Genomic DNA, 22,069 nt, shown 5'->3' on the forward strand with positions numbered 1-22,069 from the left:
TTCCTGGCGTGAACTATCTCTTGCGACGGCTGGCGACGTTTCCTCTCGTCCTGCTTGGCGTATCCATCCTGGTCTTCGTCGCGATCCGGATGGTGCCTGGCGATTCGATCACGGCGATGCTGGGCACCGAGGCCGGCCTGCTGACGCCGGCACAACGAGATTCGCTCGCCGCCTACTTCGGCATCGACCAACCCTGGTTCGTTCAATACTGGCGCTGGATCGGCGGCATCCTGCACGGCAATTTCGGCATTTCCGTCACCTATGGCAGGCCGGTTCTCGACGTCATCCTCGAGCGTTTTCCGCTGACGCTGGAATTGGCAGTGCTGTCAATGATCATCGCGCTTCTCGTCGGCATGCCGGCCGGCATCTACGCCGCCACGCACAACGAAAAACCGTCCGACCTTGGGGTGCGCATCGTCGCCATGATCGGCCAATCGACGCCGAGTTTCGTGCTTGGCCTCTTGATCATCTACACGCTGTCGGCCGGCTTCGGCGTGCTGCCGGCGATGGGCGAATTCGCGCCGCTCTGGCAGGATCCCTTGCGCAATCTCAGCCAGCTGATCCTCCCCGCCATCACGCTCGGCTTCGCCTTCGCGGCGTCCGTCACCCGCATCGCGCGCTCGGCGATGCTGGACGTGTTGAGCGACGATTATGTCCGCACGGCCCGCAGCAAGGGCGCTTCGGCGCGCAGTGTCATCTGGCGGCACGCTTTGCCCAATGCGCTGATCCCGGTGGTGACGCTGAGCGGCATAGAGTTCGGCTACCTCCTGGGCGGCGCCGTCATCGTCGAGCAAATCTATGCCCTGCCCGGCCTCGGACGCATGGTGCTCGATGCCATCCTGCAGCGCGACTACGCGCTGGTGCAGGGCAGCGTTCTGTTCATCGCCTTCAACTTCATGATCGTCAATCTCCTGGTCGACCTCGCCTATGTCGCGCTCGATCCGCGCATCCGGCTGGGGGAACAGTGATGCGGATCCTGCGTGCCATCTTCGGCCATGGCAGCGGCCGCATCGGCGGCGTCATCGTGTGCGTCTATCTGCTGCTCGCCATCCTCGGCCTGCTGGGGCTGACGCCGCACAATCCGATCACGCAATACCGTATCGACCGGCTGCACGCGCCCGGCGCCGCCTACTGGATGGGCACCGACCTGTTCGGCCGCGACGTCGCCAGCCGCCTGATGGCGGGCATCGGCCAGTCCTTTACGGTCGCCTTCTTCTCGGTGGCCTTCGCGTCCCTTGCCGGAACGGTCCTGGGGCTTGCCGCCGCCTGGCTCGGGCGCCGCTGGGATGGCGTGGTGATGCGGATCACGGACGTGCTGCTGGCCTTCCCGGCGATCCTTCTGGCGCTGCTTATCGTCACCGTCGCCGGACCGGGCACATGGACCAGCGTGGTGGCCATCGGCATCGTCTACACGCCGATTTTCACGCGCGTGGTGCGGGGCCCCGCGCTGTCGCTCAAGACACGCGAATTCGTCGATGCCGCGCGCACCTTCGGCAGCAGTACGAGCTATATCGTCACGCGCCACCTGCTGCTCAACCTCGTGGCACCGCTGACCGTGCAGGTGACGCTGGCGCTCGCCTGGGCGCTGCTGACCGAAGCCGGCCTGAGTTTCCTGGGCCTTGGCACGCAGCCGCCCGCCGCGTCGCTCGGCCTGATGCTGAGCGACAGCCGCAATTTGATGGAAACGGCACCCTGGCTGCTGATCTTCCCAGGCCTGGCGATCATGATCAGCATTCTGGGCTTCAACCTTTTGGGCGACGCCTTGCGCGACATCCTCGACCCCAGGATGCGGAGAGTGTTGGCATGACCCCGCTGCTGTCGGTCTCGGACCTGCGCGTCGGCTTCGGCCGCAATCCCAAGGCCAATGAGGTGGTGCGCGGGGTCAGCTTCGATGTCGCCGACGGCGAGACGCTGGCCATTGTCGGCGAAAGCGGCTCGGGCAAATCGGTGACGGCGCTGTCGATCAACCGGCTCGTCGATTTCGGCGGCGGCCGCATTACCGGCGGTTCCATGAAGCTGAAGCGGGTCGATGGGACCGTCTTCGAGTTGGCAGCCGCGACTGAACCGCAACTGACCGGCATTCGCGGCGCCGAGATCGGCATGATCTTTCAGGAACCGATGACCTCGCTCAACCCGGTGCTGACCATCGGCACCCAGATCGAGGAATCGTTCCGCCTGCATCGCGGACTGACGGGCCCGCAAGCCACGGCGGCAGCCAGGGACGCGCTCGACCGCGTGCGCATTCCAGATGCCGCGCGACGGCTGAAATACACGCCCAACCAGTTGTCCGGCGGCATGCTGCAGCGGGTGATGATCGCGATTGCGCTCGCCTGCAATCCGCGCCTGCTGATCGCCGACGAGCCGACGACGGCGCTCGACGTCACCGTGCAGGCACAGATCATGGCGCTGCTTGCCGAGCTGAAGCGCGAAAGCGGCATGTCGATGATCTTCATCACCCACGATATCGGCCTGGTCGCCGGCATCGCCGACAAGGTGATGGTGATGCAAAACGGCCAGGCCGTGGAACAGGGCGAACTGAACCAGATCCTCGACCGCCCGCAGCATTCTTACACACAGCACCTGCTGCAGGACGTGCCGCATTTCGCCAGTGGCCGGGCGACACGCGTGGACGGACAGCGCGACAAGGCCGTGAACACGCAAACGGCCTTGAGGGTCGATGGGCTCGTGGTTCGGTTTCCGCTCAAGAGCAGCTTCTTCAGTCGCGCGACCGGCGCGGTGCATGCCGTCGACGGGGTCGATTTCGACCTGATGCAAGGCGAGACGCTGGCCATCGTCGGCGAGAGCGGCTCGGGTAAATCCACCACCGCCAAGGCGGTGCTGGGGCTGGTGCGGTCGACACGCGGCAGCTTCTCGGTCGGCACGCGAACGGCCACGTCGGAGCGCGGCGCCAAGCCCGTGCAGATGGTGTTCCAGAACCCCTACGCCTCGCTCAACCCAAGGCTGACCATCGAAAGCATCCTGGCCGAACCGGTGATCGCCACCGGCGGGCGGGCGGATGCCCAAACGCGGGCCAGAATGGCCGGCCTGCTCGAACGCGTCGGCCTGCCCAAGGACAGCCTGGAGCGCTACCCGCATGAATTCTCCGGCGGCCAGCGGCAAAGACTGTGCATTGCCCGCGCGCTGATGCTCAACCCGTCCGTCGTGGTTCTCGACGAAGCGGTATCGGCGCTCGATGTCTCGGTGCAGGCCAAAGTGCTGGAGCTGCTGCTCGACCTGCAGCGCGAATATGCGCTGGCCTATCTGTTCATCTCGCACGATATGGCCGTGGTCGAGCGGATCGCGCACCGCATCGCGGTCATCTATGCCGGCCAGATCGTCGAGATCGGCGACGCGCGGTCCGTGCTGTCGAAGCCGAGGCATTCCTATACGAAGAAGCTGATCGCCGCCGTTCCGACCATCAACCGGCGGCACGAGCATTTCGAGATCGACACGCGCCAGGTGCCGTCGCTGGTGCGCCCGCAGGGGTTTGAGCCGGCTCCGGCGAAATGGGAGCGGTTTGGAGGGGATCATATGGCGAGGGTGGAGGCGTGATGGCCCTGGGATATGTAAGGTCGGCGGGACAGCGCTACCTCTCCGAAGGAGGCCGGCATTGAGTAGCCTCTCCCAGCTCTTCGACCGCGCATTCGCGCCCTTGGCAACGGCAGTGACCGCCAGACGTATCCCTGGCGGCGTGCTCGGCATTGTCAGCCGCGATGGCGAGCGCATCGTCCGCGCAATCGGCTCGGCGCAGTTCGTGCCGAAGCCGCGGCCGATGCAGGAAAACACCTGGTTCGACCTGGCGTCGCTGACCAAGGTGATCTTCACAACGCCGCGTATCCTGGCGCTGGCGCAGGACGGCATCATCGATCTCGACGCACCGCTGATCTCGGTGCTTCCCGACCTTCGCCAATATGACGCCAACGCCTGGGAGCGGAAGGTGACCTTCCGACAGTGCCTCGGCCACCAGACGCCCTTCCCCGCAGTCGAGCCGATCTACACCTACGGACGCGATCCCGAGCTGCTGCGCGCCTTCATCCTGCAGCGCGAATGGCGGGCGCGCGACCCCGTCTATTCCGACATCAACTTCATCCTGCTCGGCTTTGCGCTGGAGCGGCTTTCGGGCAAGAGCATTCGCGCCATGGAGCCCGGCCCGAGCTTTGCCTGGTCCACGGAACCCGATGCCGCCGCGGCGACCGAGGATTGCACCTGGCGCCACCGCGTGCTGTCCGGCGAGGTCCACGACGACAATTGCTCGGCGTTGCAGGGCGCTGGTCACGCAGGCCTGTTCGGTACGGCCGCTTCGGTGCTCAACTTCGCCCGGGGACTGCTGGACGGAACCGGCGCATCGGAACAATCGATCGCGCTGATGCGCGCGCCGTTGTCGGCCACCCGAACCCATGGTTGGGAACGACCTTACGAAGGCTGGTCCGGGGGTGCGTTATGCAGTCCGGGAACGATCGGCCATACCGGCTTTACCGGTACGGGACTGTGGATAGACTTCGACAAGAGCAAGGCGTGGACCTTGCTCACCAACCGCATCCATCCGACACGTCATTTCGACAGCGGCATCGTCTCGCTGCGGCAAGCCGTCGGCGATCTCATCAACAGGGGCTAGGGATAGACCATGGAACCAATCTGGGCTGCCGGCCTGATGACCGGCACCGTGCTTGACGGCAACATCGACGTGGCGCTGATCAAGACCGATGGCGAGCGGATCGAGGATTTTGGCACCTACCGGCTGATGCCCTATTCCCCGTCGATCCGCTCCCTGCTGGAGGAGACGCTGACCGCGGCCAGGGCCTGGAATTTTGTCGGGCCGGAACCGGCGATCTTCAGCAAGGCGGAAGAGGCGCTGACGCGTGCGCAGTCGGCGGCGGTGAAGGAACTCGTCGAAGGGTACGGCATGACGATGGCCGATATCGGCGTCGTCGGCTTTCACGGCCAGACCGTGCTGCATCGCGCGCCGCAGGTCGGACGGTTCGGCCAGACCCGCCAGCTTGGCGACGGCGAGTTGATGCATGAGATCCTCGGCACCAAGGTCGCCTATGATTTCCGTTCGGCCGACATGCGCGCCGGCGGGCAAGGCGCGCCACTGGCAGCCGCCTATCACACCGCGCTGATGCGCAGCGCCGGCGCCAGCGGCGAGGTGGCCGTGCTCAATCTCGGCGGCGTCGCTAACATCACCTGGTGGGACGGCGCCGACAATGTCATCGCCTTCGATACCGGCCCCGCCAATGCGCCGCTCAACGATTTCATCAAGTCGAAAGGGCTCGGCGAAATGGACCGTGACGGCGCGCTGGGCCGCGCGGGCAAGGTGGACGAAGCCCGGCTCGCCAAGCTGTTGCAGCATCCCTATCTGACCAAGGCCTATCCGAAATCGCTCGACCGTTTCGACTTCAGCGCGGCCATGGCCGACGACCTGAACGCCGAGGATGGCGCGGCGCTGCTTACCGCGTTTACTGCCGCCGCAGTCGGCAAGGCGCTCGACCTTCTGCCAAGCCGGCCGAAGAAGCTGGTGGTCAGCGGCGGCGGCCGTCACAACCCGACGATGATGGCCATGCTCGCCAGCCGCGCCGGCGTCGAGGTGGTGCTGGCCGAAAGCCTCGGCTGGAGCGGCGACGCGGTGGAGGCGGAGTGCTTTGCCTTCCTCGCGGTGCGCGTGCTGCGCGGCCTGCCGATCAGTTTCCCGAGCACGACCGGCGCACCGGAACCGATGCGCGGCGGAAAGCTGGCTGACTGATCACGCGGGCGATAGATTCTTCTGCAGGAAAATTCGGCTGCGGCCGACCGGGAAATCGGCCAGCGTCCCAAAAGGTTGATAACCTTGCCGCTGATAGACCTTGGCGGCGTTGGGATTAAAAGTGTCGATCCAGGCATTTTGGCAGCCGCGTGCCACGGCTTCGCGTTCGGCTGCATCCAGCATCTGGCCTGCCATATGCTGGCCGCGCAGCCTTTCGTCGACCCACAGCCACTGCACGTAGAGCCAGCCCCAGGCGGTGTAGCCCGAGATGCCGGCGACGACAGCGCCGTCCTCGTCGCGCACAAATACGGCCAGCGCCTTCCTTTCGGACGCGCCGACATCGCCATCGTTGAACGCCGTCAGCCGTTCACTGAGAAAGGCGAGTTCTTCCGGCACGGGATTTGCCGTCGTTTCAAGTGTCGTGTTCATGGCTCTTTCCGGATTGCGCGGTTGGAAGCGTCAAGAGGGCGGAAGTCGGATGCGGCAATGCCGTAGCGCTTGAGCTTGTCGTAGAACGTCTTGCGCGGCACGCCGAGCGCGTCGATGGCGCCGCGCACGTCGCCGCCATGATCGCGCAGCGCGTCGCGGATGAGCTGCGCCTCGTATTGCCCGACCCGCTCGGGCAGTGCGGCGGCCGGCTCCGGCAGCCGCGCGACCGCCCTGGTTTCGTCATCGGCACCAAGTCCGAGCGCGACGCGATCGGCGAAATGCGCGAGCTCGCGCACGTTGCCCGGCCAGTCGTGCGCCTGGAGATGATGGCTCACGGCGGCGTTCACCTTGGCGACAGGGCGGCCAAACCGCTCCGCCGCCTTGCCGAGGAAATGGCCGAACAGCATCGCGATATCGCCGCGCCGCTCGCGCAAGGGCGGAATGCGCAGCGTCACCACGTTGAGGCGGAAATAGAGGTCCTCGCGGAAATCGCCGCGCTGGTCGGGCCGGCCGAGGTTGACCTTGGTCGCCGCGACGACCCTGAGATCGAGGCGCCGCGTCTCGTTCGAGCCGAGCGGGGTGAGGCTGCGCGTCTCCAGCACCCGCAAGAGCTTGACCTGCGACGCCGGCGGCATGGATTCGATCTCGTCGAGGAACAGCGTACCGCCGCTGGAGTGCTCTATCCGGCCGATCCGCCGCCGCTGCGCGCCGGTGAACGCGCCGGCCTCATGGCCGAACAGCTCGCTTTCGATGACGGTTTCGGGCAGAGCGCCGCAATTCAATGCGACGAAGGGCTTTGCGCGGCGGCGGCCCCACCGGTGCAGGAGGTCGGCCACCACTTCCTTGCCGGTTCCCGTCTCGCCTTCCACCAGCACGTCGACATCCATGTCCGCGATCTGGCGCAAGGTTTCACGCAGTCGGCGGATGGCGGGCGCCTCGCCGATCAACGGCATGCCGTCGGCGGCAAGTGCCGCGGCTTCGCGCAGCCGCCGGTTTTCCATCACCAGCCGCCGCTTCTCCGATGCCCGCGTCAGGGCCTCGACCAGGCGCTCCCCCGCATAGGGTTTCGGAATGAAATCATAGACGCCGTCCTTGAGCGCGGCGACGGCAAGATCGACATCGCCATGCCCGGTGACCAGGATCACCGGCAAGTCGGGGTCAACAGCCTTGACGCGGTCGAAGAGCTGCAGACCGTTCATGCCGGGCATACGGATATCGCTGACGACCACACCATCGAAATCCGTGTCGACGACACCAAGCGCTGCCTCGGCGGCGTCGAGCGCGATCACCGTGAAGCCGGCAAGTTCAAGCAGTTGCGTGGTGGCGTGAAGCAGGTCCGCATCGTCGTCGACGAGCGCCACCAACCCTGATCCCTGCGTCATTCGATCCGCCTCAAGTCGATGGTGAAGGATGCGCCGCTGGCCGTGTCGGGGTCGAGCCGCAGCGTGCCGCCCAATTCCTGGGCGATCTCCTGCGAGATCACCAGGCCGAGGCCAAGCCCCTTTTCCTTGGTGGTCTGGAACGGCATGAACAGATTGCCGGCGGCTTCCGGCCCGAGGCCGGGACCATTGTCGCGCACCGAAATCAGCACCCTGTCGCCACGTTCGGCGAGGTCGATCTCGATACGGGGATCGGGCCGGTCCTTCATGGCGTCCAGCGCATTCTGCAACAGGTTGACGAGAATCTGCTCCAGCCGGATGCGGCTTGCCATCACCAATGGCGATGCGTTACCGCGCGGCTTGACGATGGTGACGCCGGAATCTCGGATGCGGCCGGACAGAAGCGACAACGCGCCCTCGATCGCCTCGCGCACCGGCAACGGCGATGCCGCGACGCCGGGCCGGCGAGCAAAGGTGCGCAGCGTGCCGGTGATGGCGCCGATGCGTTCGGTCATCGACACGATCGAGGTCAGATTGGCGCTCGTCGGTTCGGTCTTGCCGGCCTCGAGAAACCGGCCCGCATTCTCCGCATAGGTGCGGATCGCGGCGACCGGCTGGTTGATCTCATGCGCTACGCCGGCGGCGATCTGGCCGAGGATGGAGAGCCGGTTGGCCTGGGCGAGATCGTCGCGCAGCCGGCGGACCTTGGCCTCGGCGTTTTCGCGCTCGGCGATTTCGCCGGCAAGGGCCGTGTTCGATCGCGTCAATTCGGCGGTCCGGGTGCTGACGCGGCTCTCGAGCTCGGTGTTCATGCGCGCCAGCGCCTCCTGCCGCAGCCGGCGCGTGCGACGCCGCCGGGTGAACACATAGGCAAGCAGCCCCATCAGCAGCAGCCCGAGCAGTGTCGTCAGGCGCGCCGTGTTGGCGGCGGAGGTCATGGCGGCATCGGAGGGTGTCAGCAGCCACAGGCGCCAGCCGGGGACAGCACCGGGCAAGTCCTGCACCACCTCGACGAACCGGCGCGATTTTCCGGCTTCGTCGATTGTCGCCAGACCGTCACCGGCGCCACGCCGTATCGGCAGCGGCTCGAAGGCGGCGTCGATCAGTTGAAGCCGGTCATGCGCCGCGGCGGCGTCCGCGGCGGAGAGCGGCGCCAGCGCATGGAAGCGCCAATCGGGCTGGCTGGTGGCCAGAACGACACCGCGCTCGTCGGTGACGAAAACGCGAAAGCCGCTGGCGCGCCAATTGGCTTCGACACCGCCGAGTTCGACCTTCAGAACCGCGACGCCAAGCGGTTTGCCACCATCGTCGACACGGCCGGCGAGGTAGAGACCCGGCTTGCCGCTGATCGTGCCGAGGCCATACTGGCTGGCCGCGCCGTTGGCCATCGCATCGGTGAAATAGTGACGAAAATTATAGTCGATGCCGACAAAGCTGTCCGGCTGGCCGGCATTGCTGGCTGATATCGCCATGCCCGCCGTGTCGATGACATAGATGGCCGAGGCCGATGCATCGCCGGCTATGGCCTTCAGCTTGGCGTCGAGAGCGGTTTCCTCGACTTTCCCGGCGCGGCGCAGCGCGGCGCGCACCGCATCGTCGCGCGCCAGCACCAGCGGCACGAGACGCTGCTTTTCGATTTCGCCGGTCAGGGTTCCGGCCGCCAGCGGCAAGGCGGCAAGTGCCCCGTCGCGCAAGTTGCCGGCGGCCTGATCCTCGGCGATGCGCCCGGCAACGGCGACCGCTCCCACCAGCACCGCGAGCGCGATCGCCGCAAGCAGCCAACGGCCGCCGCGCAGGCGCACTACCGCTTCGCGCAACAGGTCGCGGGCGGCAAACCCTGGGGCTTCGCTATCGATGCGCTGTCGCGGCGTCGGCCCTCTCCCTTCCCTGCACGGCTTTGGCCCCAGTCTAATGCGAAATTCCGCCAGGGCAAACAAGACCTGTGCGGAAATCCGCACAAGCTTCCGCCGACAGCAGGGCAGGAACGGCTGAAACCTAGGGATTTCGGCCTATTCGCCATCTGGCACAGCGCTTGCAAAGGTCCTAGCAGCGGCGGGCAACCGGAGCGCCGCGATGGGAGAAGTCACGCAGGGCGGGTTCCGTCCATCCGGCCAGGGAGAGTTCGATGCATATCGCAGACCAATCCGCCGCGCCCGCCGCGCAGCGCAAGCCCCTCTATGCCCAGCTCTACGTGCAGGTGCTCGTAGCAATCACCGTCGGGATCCTGCTCGGCCATTACTATCCGTCGATCGGCGAGAGCATGAAGCCGCTCGGCGATGCCTTCATCAAGCTGGTCAAGATGATCATCGCCCCGGTCATCTTCCTGACGGTCGCAACCGGCATCGCCGGCATGAGCGACCTGCAGAAGGTCGGCCGTGTCGCCGGCAAGGCGATGCTATACTTCCTCACCTTCTCGACGCTTGCGCTCATCATCGGCCTTGTCGTGGCCAATGTCGTGCAGCCGGGCGCCGGCTTCAACATCGACCCGGCAACGCTCGACGCATCGACTGTGAACACTTACGCCGCCAAGGCGCATGACCAGTCAGTCACCGGCTTCCTGATGAACATCATCCCCGGCACGATCGTCGGCGCCTTCGCCGACGGCGACATCCTGCAGGTGCTGTTCTTCTCGGTGCTGTTCGGCATCGCGCTGGCGCTGGTCGGCGACAAGGGCACGCCGGTGCTCAACTTCCTGCAGGCGCTGATGGCGCCGATGTTCAAGCTGGTCGGCGTGCTGATGAAGGCAGCGCCGATCGGCGCGTTCGGCGCGATGGCCTTCACCATCGGTAAATACGGCATCGGCTCGGTCATCAACCTCGCCATGCTGGTCGGAACCTTCTACGCGACCTCGTTCCTGTTCGTGTTCGTCGTGCTCGGTGCGGTCTGCCGCTACAACGGCTTCTCGATCCTGTCCCTGATCCGCTACATCAAGGAAGAGCTCCTCCTGGTGCTGGGTACATCGTCGTCGGAAGCCGCACTGCCCTCGCTGATGGAGAAGATGGAAAAGGCCGGCGCCAAGCGCTCGGTGGTCGGGCTGGTCATCCCGACCGGCTATTCCTTCAATCTCGACGGCACCAATATCTACATGACGCTGGCGGCGCTGTTCATCGCCCAGGCGACGAACATCCATCTGTCGATATCAGACCAGATCCTGCTGCTGCTGGTCGCCATGCTCTCTTCGAAAGGTGCCGCCGGCATCACCGGGGCCGGCTTCATCACCTTGGCCGCGACGCTTTCTGTGGTTCCTTCGGTGCCGGTAGCTGGCATGGCGCTGATCCTTGGCGTCGACCGCTTCATGTCGGAATGCCGGGCGCTGACCAACTTCGTCGGCAATGCGGTGGCGACGCTGGTCGTGGCGCGCTGGGAGGGCGAGCTCGATGAAGCCAAGCTGGCCAGGGCATTGGCTGGTACGGCCGACGACAGCCTGCCGGCGGACATCGTTCCCGCCGAGTAATCCGCCGTTCCGTGAAATGACGATGGCCGCAGGCACCCAGCTTGCGGCCATCGGCTTATGTCCGTGATGTCAGACGGCTTTGCCCAGCGGCGACTCGCCTATGCGCCGAAGAAATGGCAGCGCGACGGATCGACCTGCATCGCAATCCGACCGCGCAGCTTGAGCTCAGCCATTGAAGTCCCTTCTCGTGTCCGGATATGTGCTTGGGCCGACAGGCATGGGAGCCGCCAACGTGCCGAAATCGTCGAACAGGACAAGGCTGGCGGCACCAACCAGCCCGGCGTGGCGGCCGAGCTGGGCCTGGACGACCGGCACGTCGCGATAGGCGAGCATGGCGCGCTGGCGGATGATCGCCCCGATGACGGGCGCCATCAGGTCGAGGCCATTGGCGATGCCGCCGCCGACGACCAGCACGTCGGGCGAATAGAGATGCAAGAGATTGGTGAAGCCGACGCCGAGCCAGCGGGCCTCCTCCTTGAGCAGGGCCACAGCGAGATCATCCTGCAGCCGCGCGGCCTCGACCACGTGGCGTCCCGTCACCTCAGCGTTGGCCGACAGGCGGCGCAGCGTGGAGCCATCGAAGGCTGACGTGGCGGCATTGGCGCGGCGGCCGAGCGCGGTTCCCGAGGCGATGGCCTCGAAGCAGCCGACGACGCCGCAAACGCAGCGCTCGCCCTCGTTGGTGATGGTCATGTGGCCGATCTCGGCGGCAAGGCCGCGGCGGCCATGCAGGATGCGCCCGTCGGCGACGACGCCGCCGCCGATCCCGGTCGAGACGGTGACGAAGACCAGTGAGCGCGCGCCATGGCCGGCGCCGAAGCGCCATTCGCCAAGTGCGGCCGCATTGGCGTCGTTCTCCAGCCTTACCGGCAGGCCGAGCCGCCGCTCGAGGATGTCGGCCAGCGGCACGTCCTGCCAGCCGGCCAGCGTCGGCGGTCCGACGGCGATGCCGGCCAGCGGATCGAGCGGGCCCGGCGCGCCGACGCCGACGCCGAGGATCGACAGCCCCGGCGCCTCGGCATGGACGGTCGCGGCCAGCGCCTCGATCTGGCCGATCACTGCATCGGGGCCGGCCTGCGCCTGCGTCGGCACCACCGCGAAGGCCAGTATCTTGCCGTCACGGTCAACCAGAGCGGCACGAAGCTCGCTGCCGCCAAGGTCGATCGCAAGAGCGGCTTCAATGCTCATCAGGCCGCGACCTTCAAATCATGCAGCCAGCCGATGCGGCCGGCGAGATCCTTGTCGCCGAAAGCGAGCGAACCGAGCACCACGGTCTCGGCACCTGCCGCGCGAAGCCGCGGCACGGTTTCGTGGCGGATGCCGCCATCGGCGGCGAGCACCACAGCCGCCTCGCGGCCGGCGTTCCGCAGGATAGCGCGGGCCTCGCCCAGCCTGTCGCAGGCTTTCTCCGACAGGCCCTGGCCCTTGACCCCGATCGCGGTGCCGAGAAGCGTGACGAAAGCCACCTCGGAAACGAAAGGCGTCACCGCCTCGACCGGCGTTTCCAGCCTCAACACGACGCCGGCTTCGGCGCCGAGTGCACGCGCCAGCCGCACCGCGCGCAGACCCGATTCGCCATTCTCGGCATGGACGCTGATCATGTCGGCGCCAGCCTCGATGAACTGGCGGGTCTGTTCCTCGACGATCGCCCCGTCGACCATCAGATGGACGTGGATGGGCTTGGCCGTCAGTTTGGCAATGCGGGCGACGAGATCGGGGAAGAACAGGAAGGACGGCGCGAAATGGCCGTCCGCGACATCGATGTGGTGCAGATCGACATAGGGTTCGATGCGCCTGAGGTCGCTCTCGAAATTGGCGAGATTGGCAGACCACGATGAGAATTCGGCGATCAGACGGTCGCGCGGCAATGCGGCGATGGCGGCCGGACCTGACAGGGCTTTCGAGATCATGATTGTTCCTGGTTGTTGAAATTACTGTCGAGGAAGCTGCCGATGGCGGCACGGATTTCGGCGAAATGGCTGTTCTTGTCGATAGCCTTCGGCGTCACCTCGGCGAAGACCGCGTTCGGGATCGTTTCCGCCAGTTCGCGGGCGGTCGCCACGGGATGGACGAGATCGATGCCGCTGCCGATGACCAGCGTGGGCCTTGCAAGGCCGGCGGCTTCGGCCCGCGTCACACCAGGCCCATCATTGGCGATCGACTGCATTACCTCGGCGAAGACGGTTGCATTCTCGCGCTCGAAGAAGCCGAGCAACGAAGCGAGATTGTCCGGGGCCTCGCTGCGAAAGCGGGTTGCCGTCGCGGAGGACGCGAAGGCATCGCGCGCCTCGTCCAGCGGAAGCCGGTCGATGAGTTCCGCCACTTCGACGTAAGGCTGCATGTTTTGAGGCGCCGCGTCGAAAGCCCAGGCCGGACGCACCAGCACGAGGCCAGAGACGCGATCCGGGTGATGCAATGCGAGGCGCAGCGCGATCGCCGCGCCCATCGAGATGCCGCCGGCGATAAAGCGCTCCATTCCCGCCGCATCGGCGGCAGCCAGCACATCGTCGGCGAACATCGCGATCGAGAACGGACGCTCGCTGCCGGCACTGGCGCCGCCTTGCGCACGGCATTCGACGGTCAGCCGGCGGCGCGACGGGCCGTCGGGAAAGTTCTGCGCCACCTGGGCGGCATCGCCGCCGAGGCCATGCTGGAAGGCGATGGGAAGGCCCTGCCCCATGTCGAAGACACGGAGCGCTGCATCGCCGCGCAGCATGATCGTCGGCGCGACACCCATCAGAGCAGCCTTCGCAGGAAGATTGCGACGCCAGGAGCTTCATCGGCGGGCAAGCCGTGCGTGACGAGCGCGCCATCGAAACCCACGCCCTTCAAGCGCGCGACGAAGTCCGGGAAGTCGACGACGCCCTGGCCTGATGTGGCGAAGCGGCCGTCGGCGAAACGGTCCTTGGCATGCGCCATGGCGATGTGGCCGGCTGCCTCATCGATCGCGGCGGCGACGATAACCTGCGCTTCCTCCGGCGTTGCATGCTCGAACAGGTTGGCGGGGTCGAGCACTATCTTGAGATGTTTGGAGCCCATGGCGGCGATCAGGCGCATCGCATCCCCGGCCGAGGTGACGATGTTGGCCTGCTCGGGCTCGATGCCGAGATCGACGCCGGCGTTCTCGGCGAGCGCCAGCGCCTTTTCCATCTCGGCGGCCATGTCGGACCAGGCCGCCGGCGTGACGTTGTCGGGATGATATGCCCATTGGTCGGCTGCGTTGCGCGAGCCGGTGCAAAGCGTCACCAGCGGGATGTCGAGGGCTGCCGCCGTTTCGATGACGATAGCGAGGCGGCGAAGTCCGTCGTCGCGCACAGCCTTGTCGGGATGCGCCATGTTGTAGGTGCCCGACAGCGCGGCCAGCAAAACGCCTGACGATCGCGCGGCGGCGCGGATGGCGGCGACGGCATCCGCCGGCACGACGTCCGGCATCGACGGCAGGCCGGCGCAGGCGAGATTGAACTGCGTCGTCTCGTATCCGGCCTGCTTGACCTTGGCCAAGACGGCGGCCGGATCGGTGCCCGGAAAAGTCTTGGCGAAGATGCCGAGGCGCATCAGAGGGCACCCGAAACCGAGGCAAGTTCAACCCGTTCGCCAGTCTCGACAGAACGGGCAATCGCCACCATGGCGCGGATCGAGGCGATGCCGTCCTCGACATTGGCGCCGCGCATCGGCGCGCCGTCCAGAACCGTGTCGGCAAGGCCCTCGAGCTGGCGACGGAAGAAATGGCCGTCGGCGCCGAGCGGTTTTCGCGAGGTCGCGTCCTTCTCGTGGAAGATGTCGACCTCGCTGGCGCGGAAATACCAGGGGTTGAACGTCTTGGCGATGACCGAACCATTCTCGCCATAAAGCTGAAACCCTTCGTGCCAGTCCATGCGCACGGCGACGGTCAGGTCGAGATGGCCGAGCGCGCCGCTGGCGAATTCGGTCTCAACAAACCAGCAATGGGCGCCGAAGCGCTCGTTGAGGCGGGCGCGCACGGCAACGATGTCGCCACAGAGGAAACGGGCGGTGTCAACCAGATGCGATCCGTGCGCCAGCATGAAATATTGCCTGAGATCAGCCTTGGGATTTCCGCCGGGCTTTTTCGCGAGCTTGCTGGTGACGGGCAGCGGCTGTACGGCGTCGGTGTTGGTGTAGCGGTGGGTGGAATCGCAATACCAGGCCTTCAGCGCCAGCACGTCGCCGATCTCGTCGCGGACGAAGTCGCGGGCGGCCTCCAGCGCCGGGTCGAAACGCTTCATGTGGCCGACCTGCAGCACCTTGCCGGAGCGCTTGACCGCCTCCGCCAGGGCCTCGCCTTCCTCGACCGAGGTGCCGATCGGCTTTTCGCAGAGAACATGCTTGCCGGCATCGAGCGCCTTGATCGACATCGGCACATGATAGGCATCCGACGTGGCGACGATGACTGCTTCGAGCTCGGGATCGGCGAGCATGGCGTCATAGTCGGCATACATCTTCTTAGGTTCATAGGTGGCGCCCATGCGGGCGAGCAGATCGGGTGCCGCGTCGCAGATGGCGTGGAGGTCGGCATTGCCGGCCTTGACGCAGGATTCCAGATGCGCGAACTGCGCGATCGGGCCGCAGCCGAGCACACCGACCCTGAGGCGTCTGTCCTGTTTCTTGATCATCGTCTCAGGCCCCGTAGCCGCGCATCGTCTGGCGGTTGGTCTTGACCGCACCGGCCGGATCGGCGGCCGCGGTGTCGGATTCTTCTTCCAGCACCAGCCAGCCGTTGAAGTTCGGCGCGGTACCGGCGATCTCGATGACTTGTGGCGTGTCGCAAACACCTTTGCCCAGCATCGCCCACGTGCCCTTGGCGTCGACGTCCTTGAGGTGGATGTAGCGGATGCGGTCGCGGTAGGTGGTGAGCGTATCGGCCATATCCTTGTGGCCGCGCAGGATGTGACCGGTATCCGGCACCCAGCCGACCAGATCGGGGTCGAGCAAGGCAAAGATCGCGTCGTAATCGGCGCGGTCGAACAGCAGCGTGTTGTGATGGGAACTCGGATGCACCGCGATCTGGACACCGGCCTTGCGGCCGAGCTCGCCGGCCTTGTTGTACAGCTCGGCCGCGATAGCGAATTTGTCGTCGCGCGGCCCGTTGGAGACGACGGTCGCCGAGCCCATCGACACCAGCGCATCGGGAAAGTCTGCCACGAAATCGATCCAGCGCCTGGCGGTTTCGAGGTCGGCGCCGATCTCATCCTTCAGCGTAAAGCCGCTCTTCGAACCGAAGGCGAAGGAAATGAGCGCCAGGCCAGACGACTTCAGCGCGGCGGCGAACTCGGCTGGCTTGCCGGCGTAGCCGCCGATCATGGTGTCGGTGATCTCGATGCCGGCGTAGCCGCCATCCGCGATCGCCTTCAACAGATCGTCGGGGCCACCGGTGAACCGGTCTCCCAGCATTTCCCAGGTGAAGGTCTGGCAGCCGACTTTGAGGTCTTTCACGTTCATCCTTTCATTCCTTGATTCCGCCTATTCCTTGAGGCGGCCCTGCGTCAGGCTTTCGATGATGTGGCGCTGGAAGAACAGCACGAGCATGATCAGCGGAACGGGACGACGGCCGAGGCCGCGGCGATATCGCCCGCCAGCAGATAGGGTCCAATGATCTATTGCAATACACGGGGGCCTGCTCCGTCAGTTCTCCTTGGATGGACATCCTACTTGACCGAGCCTGCGGTCATGCCGGCGAGGAAGAACCTCTGGGCAACGAGGTAGATGAGCAAGAGCGGTAGCGAGCCGAGCACGCTCATCGCCATCATCTGGTTCCATTCGAAGGCGTGCTGCCCCATCAACAGCTGTATGCCGATCGGGACGGTGCGCATGGACGTTGACTTCGTCAGCGTCAGCGCAAAGAGAAATTCGTTCCAGCATAACAGGAAGGTGTAGACCGACGTCGCCACGATACCAGGCAGAGAAATCGGCACGATCACTCGCCAGAGCGCTGTCCAACTCGTGCCGCCGTCGACGGCGACGGCTTCATCGAGATCGCGTGGCAACGTGTTCAGGTACCCTGTCATCAGCAGGATCGCATAGGGCAACGTAAACACCAGGTAGGTCAGGATCAGCGCCACATAGGTGTCGAAGACGCCGTACGAAACGACAAGCCCGAAGAAGGGGATCAAAAGTGTGATCGGCGGGATCGTCTGCGTGCTGATGATGAGCGTGTTCAGGCTGCCCTTGCCGCGGAACTTGAAGCGGCTGAACCCGTAGGCCGCCAGCAAGGCGATCAGCACTGTCAGCACGGTCACCGCTCCCGCCACGAAGTAGCTGTTGAAGAAGAAGCGCAGCTTTACCGGGTCGCCGAGGATGGCTGCATACGCTTCCAGCGTGAAGGCCTTCGGCAGGATGGTTGGTGGCAGGGCAAAGATTTCGGTATTCGACTTGAACGAGCTGCTGAGCATCCAGTAGATCGGGAAGGCTGCGAAGAACAGCCCTGCCGCAAGAGCAACATGCAGCGCGACGGTGATCAGTTTGTCTTTGCCAGAGTTCCGTTTCCTCATGGCGTCCTACCTGGCCCGCTGATAGCGAATATAGAACAGCGTCAGGCCGAGAGAGATCAGCAGGATTACCACAGCGCTCGCCGACGCCTGGGACAGGTTGTAGCTCGAAAACGCAAGCTTGTAGGTGTAAGTGCTGAGGACCTCGGTCGCGTATATCGGCCCGCCGCCCGTGGTTATCCAGATCAGCGGGAAGACCTGCATGGTCCAGATGAAGTCGAGCAGCGAGATGCTGATGATGATCGGCATCAGTTGCGGGATGGTGATGAAGATCAGCTTCTGGTAGGCCTTCGCCCCATCGATATCGGCGGCCTCGTAGAAATCCTTGGGAATGCCTTGCAGACCCGCGAGCAGGCTGACCATGAAAAGCGGGTAGCCCGCCCAGATATTGGCGAAAGTGACGGCGTGCAGCGCGGTCTCGGGCGAGGAAAACCACTCGATCTTGGAACCGATGATGCCCATCTGCATGAGAATGCTGTTCACGACACCGTTCGGCTCAAGCAAGAGACGCCAGATCACGGCGATGATCACCGCGGTGAACAGCCAAGGCAGTATGTAGAGCACGCGCAGCACATTGCGCAGCGTCGGATTGATGCGGTCGCTGTTCAGCATGAGTGCAAAGACCATACCGATGGTCATATGGAAAACGACACTCATGCATGTGAAATAGAGCGTATGCCACAGCGAAGCCCAGAACACGGGATCGTCAAAGATCGCCTGATAGTGCTTTAGCCCGGCAAAGGATGGATCACGACGCAGCACCGCGCTGTTCTGAAAGGAATAGGCAATCACCGTGACCATCGGCAACAGCATCAGGAGCCCGACTATGAGCAGCGAGGGCGACAGATAGAGATAGGGCGCCATAGCTCGTTTGAGCTTGTGATGGGAGCGCTTCTGCCGGGTCATGGTGGCAACCTCGCGACAAGAGAAAAGAGCTTCAAATACCATTCAGGTTCGTCATCTGCCGGTTGGCCCGCTTAATGGCAGGCCAACCGTGGGCCGCGAGAGCGGAGCACGCCGATCAGAATTTCGCCATCCAGCCCTTTTGCGCGGCAGCGGCTGCCTCTTCCGGCTTTTGCTCACCGGCAAGCATCTTTTGAGCCTGCACGTCGAACTGGGTCATCAGGTCTTCAGCCACCGGCAGGCCCGTGAACTCGTTGGCGAGATAGCCGGTCTTGAAGATCTCGAAAGCCTTGCCGAAAGCCTTGTCAGACGTCACGAAGTCAGGCTTGGCGTTGACGTTACCCGGGAAGGCGTTTGCAAGCGAAACGAGCTTGGCGTTCACCTTTTCGCTCATCAAGTACTGGACGAGTTTCCAGGCCTCCTCCTGATGTTTCGAGGCCGCGGAGATACCGATGCCCCAGGAGGCATAGGGAAGGCCGCGCTTTCCGGTATAGTTTTCCACGACCGGGACCGGGATGAGGTCGAAGTTCAGCTTGGGATTGCGCTTGCGGATAAGGTTCACATGCGCAAGCGAGTCGATCATCATCCCGACGCGGTCGTTGACGAATTCCTCGACTTTTTCCTGCTCGGTCTTGGTGGCGATGCCGGGCGAGATGGTGCCGGCGTCGTTGAGTGATTTGACGAAGGTGAGCATATCCACCACCGGTTTGCCCTCGAGGTCAGGCTTGCCGTTCGCCATCATCGACTGACCCGAAGCCCAGACCCACGACATCATGTCGTTCTGGACACCGGACGGCGTTTGCAGCGACAGCGGCAGCACCCAGCCGTACTGGTTCTTGTCGGCGTGCGTCATCTTCTTGGCGGCTTCGAGAAATTCCGCTCGGGTCGACGGCAGCTTGGTCACGCCCGCCTGGGCGGCGAGGTCCAAATTCACGAAGACCGGATAGACGAACGAAGCGACCGGGAACATCACCGCCTTGCCGTCCACCTTGATGATATCCGCGACCTGGCTCTTGTCGAAGCCGCTTGCGTCCATCATCGGGTTCATGTCGGCCAGCGCGTTCTGCGCGTTCAGATTGTTTACCCAGGCGCCGTCGAGGCCGACGACGTCGCTGAGCGTTCCGGTTGCCGCACCAACCGAGATCTGGTCTCGCGTGGTCGCGTAGGGGCCGCTTACCAGCGTCACCTTGATTCCGGGATTCGCGGCCTCGAAGTCATCCATGATCGCCCTGAGAGAGCCAGCCGGCAATTCGGGCTCCCACCATTGGGTGAATTCCAGCGTCGTGTCCGCCATGGCGCCGGTTGCGCCAAGCAACCATGCGGCCGCGGCTATTTTCAGCATCGCGGGTTTTATACGGAACGTCATATTCTCCTCCTTCTCTGGGGATCGACCGCACAATGCCGCCGATCGTCTGGTTATTCAGAAGTCTTCTTACGCAGACGCCTCGCCCTCGCCTGCGGGCCTTGCCACGGATCTTCAGATCGCCAGATGCGTCTCGGGATCGAAGAAATGCAGCTTGACGTCATCCAGAGCCAACTGGATTTCCGAGCCGGAGCGGACTGTGCTGACCGGTTCGAATTTCGCCACCGCGTTCGACGCCCGGCCGAAATCCTCCACCGCGTCCGGGTCGCCGGAGTCCACCCGGACCGCGTCGATGTTCAGATGGACGATGTGCTCGGACCCGAGTTCTTCGATCGAGGTCACCTTTGCCGGTATCGTCTGGTACTTGCGGCCGGATTCGAGGCTGCTGTCATAGAGATGCTCCGGTCGGATCCCGAACACGACCTTGCGTCCCGCATAGGATCTCAAGGCCGGCCTGCGGATGAAGGCCTCATCCTGCAGCCGGACGGCGAAGGTACCGGAAATCAGGTCGTCGCCCGTCAGGGTCGCCTCGAAAAGGTTCATCGAAGGAGAACCGATGAAGCCGGCAACGAAGGCGTTCACCGGCGATTCATAGAGTCTCTTGGGGGTGTCGACCTGCTGCAGCACGCCGCCTTTCAACACCGCGACCCTGTCCCCCATCGTCATCGCTTCGGTTTGGTCGTGGGTCACATATATGGTCGTGACGCCGAGCTGCTTTTGCAGGCTGGTGATTTCGGCGCGCATCTGAACACGCAGTTTCGCGTCCAGATTGGAAAGGGGTTCGTCCATGAGAAAGGCGGCTGGCTCGCGCACCATGGCGCGACCCATGGCAACCCGTTGACGCTGTCCGCCTGAAAGGTTCGCGGGTTTGCTGTCCAGCAGCGATGTCAGTTGAAGGGTTTTGGCGATCTCGTCCACGCGTTTCTTGCGCTCGGCCTTCGGCTTGCCTGCCAGCCGCATCGAAAAGCCGATGTTTTCGAACACGGTCATATGCGGGTAGAGCGCGTAGCTCTGGAAGACCATCGCGATGTCGCGGTCCTTGGGCGGCATGTCGACGACGTCGATCCCGCCAATCCGAAGGCTGCCGCTGGTGATGTCCTCCAATCCCGCAATCATCCGCAACGCGGTGGATTTGCCGCAACCGGATGGCCCGACGAGAATCAAAAACTCACCGTCCTCGACCGATAGGTTCAAGTGATCGATCGCGTTGAAATTGTTCCCGTAGGTTTTGCAGATATTCTCAAGAATGACTTCTGCCATCTTCCTCCCTCCACAAGTCTAATTCACGACTTTTTATAATTCTCCTCGGCTTGTGTTCACCTGCGAAATACTTTCTGCGATAGTTCAGGTTCCGGTATCGAGCTGCGCATATTTCAGTTCGACTGCCGACGGCGCGTTCGCCGATGCCAGGAATTCCGTGACCTGATTGCCGGTCGGAAGCGCCTCGCGCCCGCCCCGCCCCGTTATCGAAAGGGCCGCCGCCGCGGCGGCGAATGCGACCCGGCGTGCGGTGTCGGCCCCGCGCTCCAATGCAAGGGCATAGGCGCCATGAAAGCAGTCACCGGCGCCGGTCGAATCGACGACGGCGACCCGATGCGGAGGCAGGTGCCAGAGCCCTGTCTCGTCGCGTCCGCGATAATAGACGCCCCTGCCGCCGTCCGTCAGAACCACGGCGGACCGCGACGGCAACCATAAGGCATCGAGAATCTCGGCGGGCGATCGGCACCCCGTGGCAGCCCGCGCAAAGCCGAGGGGAAGAATGAGATGGTCGCATAGCGCGATCAATCTCTCGGTGGCTGGGCCGCTGCTCCATTCGATATCGCCGAGGATCGCAAGGCCGAGATCGCGAGCCCGAACCACGACATCCAGCGTCCGGATCGCGTAACTATCGACGATCAGGACTGTCGCGCGGCTGAGGACCTCGTCCGGAAAGTCCGGCGCGGTGCCCAGCATCGCTTCGTCGTCATACGCGATGAACCGCTCCCCATCCGACCCGACGGTGATCCGCGAGCGCACCGGGCGTGCGTGCGGGTGGCGCGGCGCGAATGCAGTTTCAACGCCGCTCGCAACGAGATCGCACAGCACGGCGTCGTCCGCGGCACTGCCCAGCCATCCGATGAACCCGGCGGTTCCGCCAAGCCGCGCGACGGCGGCAAGGGCCGTGGCGACATTTCCGCCGAAAGCTCGGGCGCTTTGCAGAACCTTCCCCTTGCCCGCCGACAACGGCTGATCGACATAGACGATGTCGTCGATCGCAATAGCTCCGAAGCCGAGGATTGAAGGGACGGTGGGCATCGT

At 64.4% G+C, this 22,069-nt stretch carries 20 protein-coding genes; 6 read left to right on the forward strand and 14 right to left on the reverse strand.

Annotated elements, in window-relative coordinates; all coding sequences use genetic code 11:
• The first annotated feature begins 8 nt into the window (after positions 1-8).
• From FJ492_RS16760 to FJ492_RS16780, 5 genes are read left to right on the forward strand one after another with little or no spacing between them, the layout of a single operon-like run.
• Positions 9-968, forward strand: coding sequence for an ABC transporter permease (locus tag FJ492_RS16760; RefSeq protein WP_140505609.1), 960 nt, complete (start codon positions 9-11; stop codon positions 966-968).
• Positions 968-1,807, forward strand: coding sequence for an ABC transporter permease (locus FJ492_RS16765; RefSeq protein ID WP_140770997.1), 840 nt, complete (start codon positions 968-970; stop codon positions 1,805-1,807). Before FJ492_RS16760 ends, FJ492_RS16765 begins: the two co-directional genes overlap by 1 nt.
• A complete protein-coding gene (locus FJ492_RS16770; RefSeq protein ID WP_140771000.1) occupies positions 1,804-3,552 on the forward strand; it encodes an ABC transporter ATP-binding protein in 1,749 nt (582 codons plus the stop codon). The genes FJ492_RS16765 and FJ492_RS16770 overlap by 4 nt, the downstream gene beginning before the upstream one ends.
• Positions 3,553-3,610: 58 nt before the next feature.
• Positions 3,611-4,615: a serine hydrolase gene (locus FJ492_RS16775; protein WP_140771002.1), complete on the forward strand. Its 1,005-nt coding sequence runs from the start codon at positions 3,611-3,613 to the stop codon at positions 4,613-4,615.
• 9 nt (positions 4,616-4,624) lie between these two features.
• Positions 4,625-5,740: an anhydro-N-acetylmuramic acid kinase gene (locus FJ492_RS16780; RefSeq protein WP_140771004.1), complete on the forward strand. Its 1,116-nt coding sequence runs from the start codon at positions 4,625-4,627 to the stop codon at positions 5,738-5,740.
• Here FJ492_RS16780 and FJ492_RS16785 read toward each other — a convergent pair whose 3' ends face one another.
• From FJ492_RS16785 to FJ492_RS16795, 3 genes are read right to left on the reverse strand one after another with little or no spacing between them, the layout of a single operon-like run.
• Positions 5,741-6,169, reverse strand: a complete 429-nt coding sequence (locus FJ492_RS16785; protein ID WP_140505619.1) for a GNAT family N-acetyltransferase — start codon at positions 6,167-6,169, stop codon at positions 5,741-5,743.
• Positions 6,166-7,551 (reverse strand): sigma-54 dependent transcriptional regulator, encoded by a 1,386-nt coding sequence (locus tag FJ492_RS16790; protein ID WP_140771006.1) that lies wholly within the window; start codon positions 7,549-7,551, stop codon positions 6,166-6,168. The genes FJ492_RS16785 and FJ492_RS16790 overlap by 4 nt, the downstream gene beginning before the upstream one ends.
• Entirely contained in the window at positions 7,548-9,368 is a 1,821-nt protein-coding gene (locus FJ492_RS16795) for a sensor histidine kinase (RefSeq protein ID WP_246676047.1), read from the reverse strand. The genes FJ492_RS16790 and FJ492_RS16795 overlap by 4 nt, the downstream gene beginning before the upstream one ends.
• Positions 9,369-9,673: 305 nt before the next feature.
• On the opposite strand from FJ492_RS16795, the gene FJ492_RS16800 reads away from it, so the two are divergent.
• On the forward strand, positions 9,674-11,002 hold the full coding sequence (locus FJ492_RS16800; protein ID WP_140505625.1) for a dicarboxylate/amino acid:cation symporter: 1,329 nt from the start codon (positions 9,674-9,676) through the stop codon (positions 11,000-11,002).
• 165 nt (positions 11,003-11,167) lie between these two features.
• On the opposite strand, the gene FJ492_RS16805 is transcribed toward FJ492_RS16800, so the two are convergent.
• From FJ492_RS16805 to FJ492_RS16860, 11 genes are all read right to left on the reverse strand, one after another.
• Positions 11,168-12,190 carry an ROK family protein gene (locus FJ492_RS16805; protein ID WP_140771008.1) on the reverse strand — a complete coding sequence of 341 codons (1,023 nt, stop codon included), beginning with the start codon at positions 12,188-12,190 and terminating at the stop codon, positions 11,168-11,170.
• Positions 12,190-12,912 (reverse strand): ribulose-phosphate 3-epimerase, encoded by a 723-nt coding sequence (locus FJ492_RS16810; RefSeq protein WP_140771009.1) that lies wholly within the window; start codon positions 12,910-12,912, stop codon positions 12,190-12,192. Before FJ492_RS16810 ends, FJ492_RS16805 begins: the two co-directional genes overlap by 1 nt.
• Entirely contained in the window at positions 12,909-13,739 is an 831-nt protein-coding gene (locus FJ492_RS16815; RefSeq protein ID WP_140771010.1) for an alpha/beta hydrolase, read from the reverse strand. Before FJ492_RS16815 ends, FJ492_RS16810 begins: the two co-directional genes overlap by 4 nt.
• Positions 13,739-14,557, reverse strand: a complete 819-nt coding sequence (locus FJ492_RS16820; RefSeq protein WP_140771011.1) for a sugar phosphate isomerase/epimerase — start codon at positions 14,555-14,557, stop codon at positions 13,739-13,741. Before FJ492_RS16820 ends, FJ492_RS16815 begins: the two co-directional genes overlap by 1 nt.
• A complete protein-coding gene (locus tag FJ492_RS16825) occupies positions 14,557-15,633 on the reverse strand; it encodes a Gfo/Idh/MocA family oxidoreductase (RefSeq protein ID WP_140771012.1) in 1,077 nt (358 codons plus the stop codon). Before FJ492_RS16825 ends, FJ492_RS16820 begins: the two co-directional genes overlap by 1 nt.
• Positions 15,634-15,637: 4 nt before the next feature.
• Positions 15,638-16,459 carry a sugar phosphate isomerase/epimerase gene (locus FJ492_RS16830; RefSeq protein WP_140771013.1) on the reverse strand — a complete coding sequence of 274 codons (822 nt, stop codon included), beginning with the start codon at positions 16,457-16,459 and terminating at the stop codon, positions 15,638-15,640.
• 206 nt (positions 16,460-16,665) lie between these two features.
• Entirely contained in the window at positions 16,666-17,508 is an 843-nt protein-coding gene (locus FJ492_RS16840) for a carbohydrate ABC transporter permease (protein WP_140771014.1), read from the reverse strand.
• A 6-nt stretch (positions 17,509-17,514) separates the two neighbouring features.
• Positions 17,515-18,411, reverse strand: a complete 897-nt coding sequence (locus FJ492_RS16845; RefSeq protein WP_140505642.1) for a sugar ABC transporter permease — start codon at positions 18,409-18,411, stop codon at positions 17,515-17,517.
• A gap of 115 nt (positions 18,412-18,526) precedes the next feature.
• Positions 18,527-19,774, reverse strand: a complete 1,248-nt coding sequence (locus FJ492_RS16850) for a sugar ABC transporter substrate-binding protein (protein ID WP_140505644.1) — start codon at positions 19,772-19,774, stop codon at positions 18,527-18,529.
• A gap of 111 nt (positions 19,775-19,885) precedes the next feature.
• Positions 19,886-21,031, reverse strand: a complete 1,146-nt coding sequence (locus FJ492_RS16855) for an ABC transporter ATP-binding protein (protein ID WP_140745871.1) — start codon at positions 21,029-21,031, stop codon at positions 19,886-19,888.
• An 84-nt stretch (positions 21,032-21,115) separates the two neighbouring features.
• Positions 21,116-22,066: a PfkB family carbohydrate kinase gene (locus FJ492_RS16860; RefSeq protein WP_140771015.1), complete on the reverse strand. Its 951-nt coding sequence runs from the start codon at positions 22,064-22,066 to the stop codon at positions 21,116-21,118.
• Between the last annotated feature and the right edge of the window lie 3 nt (positions 22,067-22,069).

Origin of the sequence: Mesorhizobium sp. B2-5-4, assembly GCF_006441095.1 — a bacterium.
Classification (GTDB): Bacteria; Pseudomonadota; Alphaproteobacteria; order Rhizobiales; family Rhizobiaceae; genus Mesorhizobium; species Mesorhizobium salmacidum.